The organism is Yoonia maritima (genome assembly GCF_003003285.1).
GTDB classification, from domain to species: domain Bacteria; phylum Pseudomonadota; class Alphaproteobacteria; order Rhodobacterales; family Rhodobacteraceae; genus Yoonia; species Yoonia maritima.
Map to the genome: position 1 here is coordinate 1 of NZ_PVTP01000002.1, position 12,314 is coordinate 12,314.

General features: G+C 53.7%; 13 protein-coding genes and 1 tRNA gene. 3 read left to right on the plus strand and 11 right to left on the minus strand.

From position 1 onward, the window contains the following. The first annotated feature begins 172 nt into the window (after window positions 1–172). The gene (locus CLV80_RS02445; RefSeq protein WP_165793304.1) at window positions 173–931 is read left to right on the plus strand and encodes a hypothetical protein; all 759 of its coding nucleotides are present in this window, start codon (window positions 173–175) and stop codon (window positions 929–931) included. A 268-nt stretch (window positions 932–1,199) separates the two neighbouring features. Here the strand turns inward: CLV80_RS02445 and CLV80_RS18370 are convergent, their stop codons facing one another. The 3 genes from CLV80_RS18370 to CLV80_RS02455 form a co-directional block, all read right to left on the minus strand. Further along, complete coding sequence (locus CLV80_RS18370) at window positions 1,200–1,373, minus strand: hypothetical protein (protein ID WP_165793305.1); 174 nt, start codon at window positions 1,371–1,373, stop codon at window positions 1,200–1,202. 189 nt (window positions 1,374–1,562) lie between these two features. Continuing rightward, window positions 1,563–1,638: transfer RNA gene (locus tag CLV80_RS02450), tRNA-Ala, on the minus strand. Window positions 1,639–1,739: 101 nt separating this feature from the next. Continuing rightward, a complete protein-coding gene (locus tag CLV80_RS02455) occupies window positions 1,740–2,060 on the minus strand; it encodes a TIGR02300 family protein (protein WP_106354469.1) in 321 nt (106 codons plus the stop codon). 111 nt (window positions 2,061–2,171) lie between these two features. Here CLV80_RS02455 and CLV80_RS02460 point away from each other — a divergent pair, with 111 nt between their 5' ends. After that, a complete protein-coding gene (locus CLV80_RS02460) occupies window positions 2,172–2,864 on the plus strand; it encodes a M48 family metallopeptidase (RefSeq protein ID WP_106354472.1) in 693 nt (230 codons plus the stop codon). Window positions 2,865–2,896: 32 nt separating this feature from the next. Beyond that, a complete protein-coding gene (locus CLV80_RS02465) occupies window positions 2,897–3,544 on the plus strand; it encodes a GntR family transcriptional regulator (RefSeq protein ID WP_106354474.1) in 648 nt (215 codons plus the stop codon). Here CLV80_RS02465 and CLV80_RS02470 read toward each other — a convergent pair. The 8 genes from CLV80_RS02470 to sucD all read right to left on the minus strand — a co-directional run bounded on the left by CLV80_RS02470 (window position 3,541) and on the right by sucD (window position 12,269). Then, window positions 3,541–4,374, minus strand: coding sequence for a tellurite resistance TerB family protein (locus tag CLV80_RS02470; protein ID WP_106354476.1), 834 nt, complete (start codon window positions 4,372–4,374; stop codon window positions 3,541–3,543). The two genes, CLV80_RS02465 and CLV80_RS02470, sit on opposite strands and share 4 nt — an antisense overlap. A gap of 180 nt (window positions 4,375–4,554) precedes the next feature. Beyond that, the gene (gene lpdA / locus CLV80_RS02475; RefSeq protein WP_106354478.1) at window positions 4,555–5,943 is read right to left on the minus strand and encodes a dihydrolipoyl dehydrogenase; all 1,389 of its coding nucleotides are present in this window, start codon (window positions 5,941–5,943) and stop codon (window positions 4,555–4,557) included. Between the two features lie 66 nt (window positions 5,944–6,009). Next, complete coding sequence (locus tag CLV80_RS02480; RefSeq protein WP_106354480.1) at window positions 6,010–6,420, minus strand: MAPEG family protein; 411 nt, start codon at window positions 6,418–6,420, stop codon at window positions 6,010–6,012. A gap of 4 nt (window positions 6,421–6,424) precedes the next feature. After that, window positions 6,425–6,628 (minus strand): L,D-transpeptidase family protein, encoded by a 204-nt coding sequence (locus CLV80_RS02485; protein ID WP_279338292.1) that lies wholly within the window; start codon window positions 6,626–6,628, stop codon window positions 6,425–6,427. Window positions 6,629–6,792: 164 nt separating this feature from the next. Continuing rightward, complete coding sequence (odhB, locus tag CLV80_RS02490; RefSeq protein ID WP_106354484.1) at window positions 6,793–7,992, minus strand: 2-oxoglutarate dehydrogenase complex dihydrolipoyllysine-residue succinyltransferase; 1,200 nt, start codon at window positions 7,990–7,992, stop codon at window positions 6,793–6,795. Continuing rightward, entirely contained in the window at window positions 7,992–10,949 is a 2,958-nt protein-coding gene (locus CLV80_RS02495; protein WP_106354486.1) for a 2-oxoglutarate dehydrogenase E1 component, read from the minus strand. The genes odhB and CLV80_RS02495 overlap by 1 nt, the downstream gene beginning before the upstream one ends. Continuing rightward, window positions 10,946–11,383 carry a DUF805 domain-containing protein gene (locus CLV80_RS18785; RefSeq protein WP_106354488.1) on the minus strand — a complete coding sequence of 146 codons (438 nt, stop codon included), beginning with the start codon at window positions 11,381–11,383 and terminating at the stop codon, window positions 10,946–10,948. The genes CLV80_RS02495 and CLV80_RS18785 overlap by 4 nt, the downstream gene beginning before the upstream one ends. Before the next feature lie 4 nt (window positions 11,384–11,387). Next, a complete protein-coding gene (gene sucD / locus CLV80_RS02505; RefSeq protein ID WP_106354490.1) occupies window positions 11,388–12,269 on the minus strand; it encodes a succinate--CoA ligase subunit alpha in 882 nt (293 codons plus the stop codon). Between the last annotated feature and the right edge of the window lie 45 nt (window positions 12,270–12,314).

Sequence of the window (12,314 nt, forward strand, 5' to 3'; positions counted from 1 at the left end):
ACGCTTGAAATCTTCACTGAAATTTGGCTTCCTCATAACAGCCTCCTTGCCTCAAAATTAGGGAAGAAAGCGTCTACAATACTAGGGGCTATTCACCGCGAAAATAGAGGGGGATCCTCAACTCACACGAAGCAGGGGGTTGGGCATAGCAGCGACGGGATCCGCCCTAACAGTGATCGTCGGTGGTGCCGCCTGGTTTAGTGCGGGAGGAACGGTGGCAACGCTCATCGTACCAGCCGTGGCAATTGGCGCGACGGGCTTAGTTGGTGGCTTTTTCTGGGAAGCCGTCAAGACGATGCCACGCTTCAAGAAAGCTACAGGTGCGGTCGGCGATCATTTTGAGAATGCGATCGACAAGGCAGAGAAACACGCCGATGACAAAGAACGTGCGTTGCTGAAGCGCATGTCCGATCTCGTAGATCGCAACCGGCCACTCTTCGAGAAGGTGTCGAATCTTCGTCCCGAATTCGGATGGGCCAAGAAGTACCTGACGACAGAACCTAAGTTCAAAAGGGTTCATATCATTGACGACAGCTTAGAGTTCACAGAATACTTATCAAAAGAGCTATCTAGGCAAGGCATCGCGGCTAGTTCAAGCAACAGAACAGATCGCGCGATAGAATATCTTTCGACAAATCACGATACCACTCATGCCATCATACTAGAGTTTCCTAATTTAGCTGCATCGCCAGCAGGATCAAATGATGATGCGTCGAGCATGTCGGCACTTGAACAGCTGTTTGATAGTATCAATCACATCGATCGCCGTCTTCTCGAAAGAACGATCGTCGTTACCGGGACTTCGAGCTTAAATCATCCGAGAGTAGCCTTCGACGCAAGAATTGCGGCGGTTATAGAAAAAGGCAACCCATCTCTCATTGCCGAAATCATGAGTGCTATTGAGAAAGTTGATTTTCCCTACGGAATGTAAGCTTTTCCATGAAAGGCCGATCTGCATGTGTCGACAGGTGAGTTTTTTATCTTCTGGTCAAATTCGCATAAGGTTCAATATGTTAATCATATCGCCTGCATGCGAAAGCGGACATCGGCGCACCTGAACTAGCAATTAGTTTTGTCCACATTGCCGATCTTTAGACCGCAAGAGCGGCCACATCACTACACGCATAGCTTAATCGCCAGCCCCAACCTCTCTATTTTTAACAATGTGATCGATGGTGACCATGTAACTGTTTTGATCTTCACAGCACGTCAAAGAATGACTTCTGGTTAAAGCTGGGGTCCACAAGGCCGATTTTGTCCGCAGCCTCTTGCAAGGCCATCATACGGTCCGCGAGAGACCCAGCAGCGGGCAACCTTGCACTTATATCATTTGCTATCTGCTGCTCATCAGGAGTGTCTTTGGGCTGTTTCACATCACATCCTTTCTACAACCTCGCTTGGCTGAAGATAGTGCGGAAGGTGCCCGCGCCAGCGACAGCATGCAAGTTGCTAACTCAATCCGCTCAACTAACTAAATTCGGTTATATCGCCAATTTCTTTGTAAAAAGGAAAAACTACGCTGCCGTAGAGGAACTATTATGGGGTGCTTAACAAAGGGTATTTGGTGGAGCCTAGCGGGATCGAACCGCTGACCTCCTGCATGCCATGCAGGCGCTCTCCCAGCTGAGCTAAGGCCCCATCATGATGATAGTGTCATCGGGTACAACTTGCGTTGCGAGGTGCTGTCTATGCAGCGATCCGGGCGAGATCAAGAGTAAATCGCGCCCGGGATCGTAAATTTAGTCGTCGTCGTTTGTGGCAACGTCCGCTAGTTCGTCGAGCGAGACAGTATCGTCGTCATCGTCGTCTTCCAGCACGTCATCACCCAGATCAACGTCATCTGAGTCATCGTCAAGCACCAGATCATCGTCATCTGACGTATCTGCAGCCTTTTTAGATTGCGCGTCTTCTGCGTCTGCGACCATGGTCCGGGTCTTGGACGTGTCGACAGTCACTTCATTGCCAGTATACGGGCTAATGATTGGTGTCGCGTTCAGGTCGTAAAAGCGTTTGCCGGTTTCAGGGCAAACACGCTTTGTGCCCCATTCTTCCTTAGGCATAGGCTATCCCTTCAAATTCTTGTCGTACCCTTGCGGGTGATCGGTGCCAACTGCCATAAGCAGGCAGGCGTGTCAAAGCCTTTGACACATGAAAAATATGAGTAGTTGGATATGGGCCGTCATACGCTTGAAGGCAACCCCCCGATTGCGGTGAGTTTACGCCGTTCTGCACGGGCAAAGCGATTATCACTACGGGTGTCCCGTTTGGACGGCCGTGTGACGCTAACTATGCCGCATCGCACCCCTGATCGCGAGGGAATCGCGTTTTTACGCGTGCAAGAGCCATGGTTGCGGGGGCATTTGGCAGAACTTAGCCCTGTTTCAAAGGTGACTTTGGGCGGGACGCTGATGGTTCGTGGGCAGCAGTTGCCTATTTTGCATGCCGACGTCCGGCGTTTGCGCATTACAGAGACCGCTGTAGAGGTTCCCGTTGGCGCGAAATCGATTGGGATGGTGATCCCTAAGCGGTTAAAAAACATGGCGCGCGATGCTTTGGTCGAGGCGTCAGATCGCTATTCTACTGAATTGGGGCGCGCCTATAGCAAGCTGACGATTCGCGATACGCGATCGCGCTGGGGGTCATGCAGTAGTGCAGGGGCTTTGATGTATTCGTGGCGGCTGATTATGGCCCCGCCAGAGGTGCTTGATTATGTTGCCGCGCACGAAGTCGCCCATCTGCAAGAAATGAACCATGCGCCCGAATTCTGGGCCGTGGTTTCGCATTTGTGTCCTGACTATAAAACGCATCGGGATTGGTTACGCAAAAACGGGGATCAATTGCATCGTGTGTCTTTCGACGATTGACCGCTCGGCTTTTTGTGATCACATAGAGACACATGATTCAACCTCGTCCTGTCGACCCCTCTACTGCGGCCCATGAACGCGTTTATCGTGCCTTGCGCACCCGTATAATGCATGGAGAGATTGATCCCGGTGCATCATTAACATTGCGCGGGATTGGCAACGACTATCAGGTATCGATGACGCCCGCACGTGAAGCGATACGTCGCTTGGTTGCCGAAGGTGCGCTATCGTTGTCGACATCGGGCCGTGTTTCTACGCCGGCATTGTCGAATGATCGTATCGAAGAGCTAGCAACATTGCGTGCGATGCTCGAACCGGAACTTGCGTCTCGTGCGCTCCCACGTGCCCATTTTGCGTTGATTGACCGGTTGGAAGCCATAAACCACGGTGTAAGTCAGATGATTTCACGCCATGATGCTGCCGGATATATCCGCATGAATTTGGAATTTCACAGGACGTTGTATTTACGTGCACAGGCGCCTGCGATGCTCGCGATGACGGAAACTGTATGGTTGCAGTTGGGACCAACGATGCGGGCCCTATACGGTCGTTTGAACCGCACAGAGCCGCCTTATCATCACAAGCTTATCTTAAGCGCTCTGAAGGCCGGCGATGAGCCGGGCTTGCGTTTAGCCGTGCGCACGGACGCGACGCAAGGGTTGCGGATGCTAAAGGCCTAAGATGTGGGCGCTGCTAGGGCGTTATCAAGAACCCGCCGAAAGTCTTCGCCGGGCATACCAAGCCCATAGGCCAGCGCTGTTGCAAATTCATGCTCGTTTGGTTGCATGCGCCCGCTAGCGATTGCGACAGATAGAATGCCTTGCATCATTAAATCTTTTTCGCGGTCTCGCAGGCCTTTACCAAACGCAATAAAGTCATGTTCCGCCAGTCCCGCAGACATATCAATCGCGTCCACCATGTGAATAATGTCTGAGTTCGGGTAGCTGCGCCCCGTTAGGTGGCGCGCCATTTTGCGAATATGTGCGAGTTCTGTTGCGTCGACAATACTGTCGCACTTGGCCATATGACACATTGCCGACAGGATACGATGAGCTGCTTTTTTGCGCATTGGCCCGCGCAGATCGTAGCCCATCAGCGATTTAACACGACGAATAATGACTGCGAATAGTCCCAAGAAGCCCGCGATCAAAAGTCCGTACACGGATAAATTCCGTTGCAAATCGTTCCGTGCGATTGGATCAACATTTTCGGGGATAAGATTGAGAGCCTGCGCTGCGATTATCTTGTCCTCTGTATAAAGCTGTTCATACTCAGCCACACATCCGTCGCTCGCTAGTGCATAGCTTTGGATATCACTGGTAATCCGCAGCCCGAACACCGTCAGATCGTCGGTCAGATAGCAAAGTGACATCATTTTGTCTGTCGGACCGGGGATGCGCGTTTGGGCTACAAACTCTAACCCCGTTTCACGGGCTATATCGAATGTTGCCGCCTGCACCGGAGCGCCGAAGGAAATAAACGATAACAATATAAAAACGAGGTTTTTCATACGAACTCTCAACAACACTCACGTGTTAAAACACTAATTATGTGCCAAAATATGGCAGCTATGTGGTTGATTAGTCGCTGATACGTGGGAAAGTCGACCCTATTTGCGCGAATTATTCACGTAAATAGGCGAAAGCCGGTGTAGGTATGCCGCGCCAACTCAGGTTAGCGCGGCAAATTATTAGACGTGGATTGCACCGTCACCACATGCCAAAGCAGCCTCGCGGACAGCTTCGGAGTAGGTTGGGTGCGCGTGGCAAGTGCGTGCGATGTCTTCGGCAGCGGCACCAAATTCCATTGCGACACAGATTTCGTGGATCAGATCACCAGCCATTGGGCCGATGATATGTGCACCCAAAATACGGTCCGTTTGCGCGTCAACCAGCAGCTTAACGAAACCATCACCGGCAAAGTTTGCCTTAGCGCGCGCGTTGCCCAAGAACGGGAATTTGCCGACCTTATAGGCGCGACCAGCGGCCTTTAGGGTTTCTTCGGTTTCGCCAACATTGCTGACCTCGGGGTGCGTGTAGATCACGCCGGGGATGACGCCGTAGTTCACGTGCGGCTTTTGACCGGCGATGACTTCTGCGACGGCCATGCCTTCGTCTTCGGCTTTGTGGGCAAGCATTGGGCCTTCGATGGTGTCACCGATAGCATAGATACCCGGCACGTTCGTCGCGTAGCTTGCGTCGGTCTTGATCTGTCCACGCTCAGTTAGGGCAACACCCAATGCATCAAGGCCAAGGCCTGTGGTGTAAGGCTTGCGGCCTGTCGCAACCAGCACGGTGTCAGCTGTGATTGTATGTTCGCTTTCGTCTTTGCGGACAACATAGCTGACGGTGGCTTTGTTGTTCTTGACTTCAACGCCCTGAACTGCGGCACCAAGGGTGAACTTAAGGCCCTGTTTGGTCAGCATTTTTTGGAATTGGCGTGCTATTTCAGCGTCCATGCCGGGGGTGATGGCGTCGAGGTATTCGATCACAGTGACTTCGGCGCCAAGGCGGGCGTAAACGGAACCCAGCTCTAGCCCGATAACACCAGCACCGATAACAACCAGTGACTTTGGAACCTTTGGCAAGGTCAGCGCACCGGTCGATGTCACGACGGTCTTTTCGTCGACTTCGATGCCGGGCAATACAGATGCCTCGGAACCAGATGCGATGATGATGTTCTTGGCGTCATAGACATCGTCGCCGACTTTGACTTTGCCGGCTTCAGGGATAGATCCCCAACCTTTGAGCCAGTCGATCTTGTTCTTTTTAAACAAGAATTCGATGCCGCCCGTGTTCTGGCCAACGGTCTTTTCTTTGTAGGAAATCATCTGTTTCCAATCAACAGATGGGGCTTTGCCCTTGAGGCCCATTTCCGCAAAGTTATGTTCTGCTTCGTGCAGCATATGTGTGGCGTGCAGCAATGCCTTGGACGGGATACAGCCAACGTTCAGGCACGTACCGCCAAGCGTTTCACGGCCTTCAACGACGGCAACTTTCATCCCAAGTTGGGCGCAACGAATGGCGCTAACATAGCCGCCGGGGCCTGCACCGATCACGATGACATCATAGCTGGACATGGGGTCTCCTTCAGAGTTTTTAAGTGTCGGACTTGCGTCGGACTCAGGTCGGTTATTAGTCGGCGTCTAGAACAACGTCGAGATTATCATGAGCATGGTCGAGAGAAACCCCACAAACCAGATCAGCGAACGCCAAGGCGCCCAGCCAAAGTAGTAGGCGGGGATGTAAAGAACGCGGGCACCAAGATAGGCCCACGCGCAGGCCGCGCTGAACCCAGTTCCCTTATCACCTAGCGTGATCACGACGACCGCGATCGTGAACATGATCAGTGCTTCGAAATGGTTGTTCATCGCACGGAACAGACGGCCTGTTCCGACGCTGGCTTGGTCCATTAACGGTTTACTAAGACGCTGAGGATCACGGGGCGATGATGTTTTGCCGGTGCCGAGTTCGATGTTGGCCGGAATGCTCATCAGACAAAACTGGATTCCTTGGAGCACTCCAGCAAGGGCAAGAACAGTAAGCTCGGGTGTCATGGCGTCATTCCTGAATTGTGATCGGGGTGCCGTTCGGGACCAGCGACCAGATTTCGCGCATTTGCTCATTATTGACGGCGATGCAGCCGTTTGTCCAATTCAAGTAGGTTTGCAGCGGGCCAAGCCAGCCCCAACCGTTGAGGATTCCGTGGATCATGATGCTGTCGCCGGGGGATAGGCGAAATGGCCGAGCGCAATCAAAGCCAATAGGGCGAGTGGTTTCAGAAAGCGTGGCATATCATTCTACGGTTTCAATAAAGCCCTGCGTTTGTGGGGTGGTCTTGCCCGGCATTGCCGGGCAGCGCCCGGACCTCCCCCATGGGGAGGGCGCTTTGCACCCACCCCGAGGTCCGGGCGTTGCCCTATGTTTTGTTACAGATCCATCAACAGGCGACGTGGGTCTTCCAATGCTTCTTTGACGCGCACGAGGAATGTCACGGCGCCTTTGCCGTCTACGATCCGGTGGTCGTAGGACAGCGCGAGATACATCATCGGACGGATGACGACTTGGCCGTTGATCGCCATTGGGCGGTCCTGAATTTTGTGCATGCCGAGGATGCCGGACTGCGGGGGGTTCAGGATGGGCGAGGACATCAGTGACCCGTAGACACCACCGTTAGAGATTGTGAATGTGCCGCCCTGCATTTCTGCCATAGACAGTTTGCCGTCACGTGCCTTTGCGCCTTTTTCAGCGATGGCTTTTTCGATCCCAGCGAATGACAGCTGGTCGGCGTCGTTGATCACAGGAACAACCAGACCGGTTGGCGTACCCGCAGCGATACCCATGTTCACGTAGTTTTTGTAAACGATGTCAGTGCCGTCGATTTCCGCGTTCACTTCTGGGACTTCGTTCAGCGCGTGGATACATGCCTTGGTGAAGAAGGACATGAAGCCCAGTTTAACGCCGTGCTTTTTCAAGAACAGGTCTTTGTATTCGTTGCGTAGGGCCATCACCTCGGTCATGTCGACCTCGTTATAGGTGGTCAGCATGGCAGCGGTGTTTTGGCTGTCTTTGAGGCGCTTGGCGATTGTCTGACGCAGGCGTGTCATTTTCACGCGCTCTTCGCGGTCAGCCTGAGACGCAGCAACAGGTGCGCGTGGCGCGGCTGCTGGGGCAGGGGCGGCGGATGCGCCGGACAGTGCGTTCAACACGTCCTCTTTCATGACGCGGCCGTCTTTGCCTGTGCCTGCGACGTTTGAAAGGTTGTTTTCTGCCATCAGTTTTTTCGCAGATGGCGCGTCTTCGACGTCTTTGGCTGCTGGTGCGGCAGCAGCGGGTGCTGGGGCTGCGGCAGGTGCTTCTGCCTTAGGCGCGGCGGGCGCTGCGGCTGCACCGCCTTCGCTGATTTGTGCCAGCAGCGCGTCAACGCCAACCGTGTCGCCTTCGGCGGCAACGATTTCTGACAGGGTGCCAGCGACGGGCGAAGGTACTTCGACGGTCACTTTGTCTGTTTCCAGCTCGCAAAGCATTTCATCAACTGCGACGGCATCGCCGGGTTGTTTGAACCATGTGGCAACCGTGGCTTCGGTGACGGATTCGCCAAGTGTTGGTACGCGGACTTCGGTGCTCATTACTTTGTTCCTTCGATAGTCAGCGCATCGTTCACGAGCGCTGTTTGTTCTGCTTTGTGTTTACTGGCAAGACCCGTCGCCGGAGAGGCCGAAGCCGCACGCCCAGCGTATACAGGCCGTGTGTGTTTTGCTTTGATCCGGGTGAGGACCCATTCAATGTTTGGTTCCATAAAGGACCAAGCACCTTGGTTCTTAGGTTCTTCCTGACACCAGACCATTTCAGCGTTCTTAAACCGCTCAAGTTCGTTCACAGCGGATTGGGCCGGGAACGGGTAGAATTGTTCGAAACGCATGATGTAGACGTCGTTGATCCCGCGTGCATCGCGTTCTTCCAGCAGGTCATAGTAGACCTTACCAGAACACATCACGACGCGCTTGATCTTATCGTCGGCGACCAATGTGGTGTCTGAATTGCCGTGCTGGGCGTCATCCCACAATACGCGGTGGAAGCTTGAGCCAGTGGTGAATTCTTCGGCCTTAGACACCGCCAGCTTGTGACGTAGCAGTGACTTTGGTGTCATCATGATCAACGGCTTACGGTAGCTGCGGTGCAGCTGACGACGCAGAATGTGGAAGTAGTTCGCGGGCGTTGTACAGTTCGCAACGATCCAGTTGTCACCACCACACATGGTCAGGAAACGTTCCAGACGTGCGCTGGAGTGCTCCGGCCCTTGGCCTTCATACCCGTGCGGCAACAGACAAACGAGGCCGGACATCCGGAGCCATTTGCTTTCGCCGGATGAGATGAACTGATCGAACATGATCTGCGCACCGTTGGCGAAATCGCCGAACTGGGCTTCCCATAGCGTCAGCGCGTTTGGTTCAGCCAATGAGTAGCCATATTCAAACCCAAGCACCGCGTATTCGGACAGCATGCTGTCGATTACTTCGTAGTTCGCCTGACCTTCGCGGATGTGGTTCAGCGGATAATAGCGATCTTCGTTGTTTTGGTTAATCAGGCCAGAGTGACGTTGGCTGAATGTACCACGTGTACTGTCCTGACCGGACAGACGTACGGGGTAGCCTTCGGTGACCAGTGAGCCAAACGCGAGCGCCTCTCCAGTTGCCCAGTCAATGCCTTCGCCGGTTTCGAACATCTTGGATTTTGCAGCCAAGATACGACCAACCGTTTTGTGCAGTGGGAAACCGTCTGGCACGGTTGTCAAGCCACGACCAATTTCTTGGAACGTCTTTTTCTTAATCGCTGTCGCGCCGCGCTGGTAATCTTCTTTCTGGGCATCCAAATGTGACCACTTGCCGTCCAACCAGTCAGCTTTGTTAGGCTTAAACGTACGACCCGCTTCGAATTCAGCATTCAGGTGCGCTTGGAAGCTCGCCTTCATGTCTTCGATTTCGCCTTCAGGGATCAGGCCGTCTTTGACCAAGCGATCAGTGTAAAGCGTCAGCGTTGTCTTCTGCTTTTTGATCTTTTTGTACATCACCGGGTTGGTGAACATCGGCTCGTCGCCTTCGTTGTGACCAAAGCGGCGGTAGCAGATGATGTCCAGAACCACGTCTTTGTGGAACTTTTGACGGAATTCCGTTGCGACGCGGGCGGCGTGTACCACAGCCTCTGGATCGTCACCGTTCACGTGGAAGATTGGTGCTTCGACCATCAGCGCAATATCCGTTGGGTACGGGCTAGAGCGGCTAAAGTGGGGTGCGGTGGTAAAGCCGATTTGGTTGTTCACGACAATATGCATCGTGCCGCCGGTGCGGTGACCGCGCAAACCAGACAGGCCGAACCCTTCGGCAACGACGCCTTGGCCTGCGAACGCAGCATCACCGTGCAGCAAAATACCCATGACCTTTGTCCGGTCAGTATCATGTTTCTGGTCTTGTTTCGCGCGGACCTTGCCCAATACAACCGGGTTCACGGCCTCTAGGTGGGATGGGTTCGCGGTAAGTGATAGGTGAACATTGTTGTCGTCAAAGCTACGGTCAGATGACGCACCAAGGTGGTATTTTACATCGCCGGAACCATCGACCTCCTCGGGTTTGAACGACCCGCCTTGGAATTCGTTAAAGATCGCGCGGTAGGGCTTTTCCATCACGTTCGCGAGGACCGACAAACGGCCACGGTGCGGCATACCGATGATGATTTCTTCAAGACCCAGCTGACCGCCGCGCTTGATGATTTGCTCCATCGCAGGGATCAGGCTTTCGCCGCCATCTAGGCCGAAACGTTTGGTGCCCATATATTTGACGTGCAGGAATTTTTCGAAACCTTCGGCCTGAACAAGGCTGTTCAAAATGGCTTTGCGGCCTTCTTTGGTAAAGGCGATCTCTTTGCCGTAGCCTTCGATGCGTTCTTTCAGCCAACCCGCTTCTTCGGGGTTGGAAATATGCATGTATTGCAAGGCGAAGGTGCCGCAATAGGTGCGTTTAACAATCGCAATGATCTCGTTCATCGTCGCAACTTCGAGGCCAAGCACGTTATCAATAAAGATCGGGCGATCCATGTCGGCGGCGGTAAAGCCGTAGGATGCTGGGTCCAATTCCGGGTGCGGAACGTTTGCATGCATGCCCAATGGGTCAAGGTCAGCAACCAAGTGGCCACGAATGCGGTAGGCGCGGATGATCATCAGTGCGCGAACAGAGTCCAAGACGGCTGCGCGTACTTGGTCCTCAGACAGGCTCACGCCTTTTTCGGCGGCTTTCGCTTCGATCTTTTTACCAGCGGCGGCTGGTTCCGCGGGCCACTGACCGTCAAGCGCAGACGTCAGATCGTCATTCGGTACCGGAGGCCAATCCATACGGCCCCAAGACGGGCCAGCGGCCTCTGCCTTGGCGTCCATCGGGGCATCACCCAGCGCCTTGAAAAAGTCGCGCCAGCTTTCATCAACCGCATTGGGGTTGTCGGCATAGCGCGCATAAAGCTGTTCTACATATTCCGCATTATGCCCCTGCAGGAACGATGAGGCGTGAAGAATGTCGTTAGGTGATTGATCGTTCATTGTTGAACCTCATGGAGCGGGATCGGCAGTTTTTGGGCGTTACGGGATGGCCAAGCAAGTATGACAAGAAGGCCAGCTAGAAAAAAGAAGAGAGGTGTTGGCGGGTCGTTGTATTCGGCGAACCGAACAAGATAAAATGTTAGGGCACCGCCCGCGAGGAGGAGGCCCCACGCAAAGATGCCTACGTCGTTGATTCTGCGGGCGGTTACCGCCAGCAGAGGGATTTGGACCATTATGTTAGCGGCAATGATGCAATAACCGATAACTATACGTAATGTCTCAGGCCACCGCCAGATTGCTTCGTTTAGGCTAACGGACACCATAGAGACGACGGTCGCGAAGAGCCAATACTGCCAAAACTCTGAGCGTTTAGCAGTTAGCCAAAACACAAAGAACTTTCTAAAGCAGGCTCTAATGGCTTCTTCGCTAGACATCACATTAGCCGATTGCCTTCAGCACAGCTTCGCCAAGTGTGGCGGGGCTGTCTGCGACGACGATACCGGCAGATTTCATTGCTTCGATCTTGCTTTCCGCGTCGCCTTTACCACCGGCAACAATCGCACCAGCGTGACCCATGCGGCGGCCCGGAGGGGCTGTGCGGCCTGCGATGAAACCAGCGACTGGCTTCCAGCGGCCTTTTTTCTTTTGCTCAGCAAGGAATTCGGCAGCTTCTTCTTCTGCAGAACCACCGATTTCACCGATCATGATGATCGAATGTGTTTCGTCATCGTCAAGGAACATGTCCAGCACGTCGATGTGCTCTGTGCCTTTGATGGGGTCGCCACCGATACCAACAGCTGTGGACTGACCAAGGCCAGAGTCAGATGTCTGTTTTACGGCTTCGTATGTCAGGGTACCGGAACGGGACACAACACCAACAGAACCACGTTTGTGAATGTGGCCCGGCATGATGCCGATTTTGCATGCGTCAGGTGTGATAACGCCTGGGCAGTTCGGCCCGATCAGACGGGATGCAGAACCTTCAAGCGCGCGCTTGACCTTCATCATGTCCAGCACAGGGATGCCTTCGGTGATACAGATGATCAGTTCCATTTCAGCGTCGATCGCTTCGAGGATGGAATCCGCAGCGAAGGGCGGAGGCACGTAGATTACCGATGCGTTTGCTTCGGTCACGTGCTTGGCTTCGTGGACAGAGTTGAACACAGGCAGGTCAAGGTGCGTCATGCCGCCCTTGCCGGGTGTCACGCCGCCAACCATTTTAGTGCCATAAGCAATGGCTTGTTCAGAGTGGAACGTCCCCTGAGAGCCTGTAAGACCCTGACAGATGACTTTGGTGTTTTCGTTTACGAGAATGGCCATGATGGTGGCTCCTAGTTTCCTATTTGCGCTGTGGCGAATGAGGTC

Bases quoted from the DNA above. Each gene is read 5' to 3' on its own strand.
- CLV80_RS02455 (WP_106354469.1), bottom strand. From the start codon at position 2,060: ATGCCTAAGGAAGAATGGGGCACAAAGCGTGTTTGCCCTGAAACCGGC.
- CLV80_RS02460 (WP_106354472.1), top strand. From the start codon at position 2,172: ATGGGCCGTCATACGCTTGAAGGCAACCCCCCGATTGCGGTGAGTTTA.
- CLV80_RS02465 (WP_106354474.1), top strand. From the start codon at position 2,897: ATGATTCAACCTCGTCCTGTCGACCCCTCTACTGCGGCCCATGAACGC.
- CLV80_RS02470 (WP_106354476.1), bottom strand. From the start codon at position 4,374: ATGAAAAACCTCGTTTTTATATTGTTATCGTTTATTTCCTTCGGCGCT.
- lpdA (WP_106354478.1), bottom strand. From the start codon at position 5,943: ATGTCCAGCTATGATGTCATCGTGATCGGTGCAGGCCCCGGCGGCTAT.
- CLV80_RS02480 (WP_106354480.1), bottom strand. From the start codon at position 6,420: ATGACACCCGAGCTTACTGTTCTTGCCCTTGCTGGAGTGCTCCAAGGA.
- odhB (WP_106354484.1), bottom strand. From the start codon at position 7,992: ATGAGCACCGAAGTCCGCGTACCAACACTTGGCGAATCCGTCACCGAA.
- CLV80_RS02495 (WP_106354486.1), bottom strand. From the start codon at position 10,949: ATGAACGATCAATCACCTAACGACATTCTTCACGCCTCATCGTTCCTG.
- CLV80_RS18785 (WP_106354488.1), bottom strand. From the start codon at position 11,383: ATGTCTAGCGAAGAAGCCATTAGAGCCTGCTTTAGAAAGTTCTTTGTG.
- sucD (WP_106354490.1), bottom strand. From the start codon at position 12,269: ATGGCCATTCTCGTAAACGAAAACACCAAAGTCATCTGTCAGGGTCTT.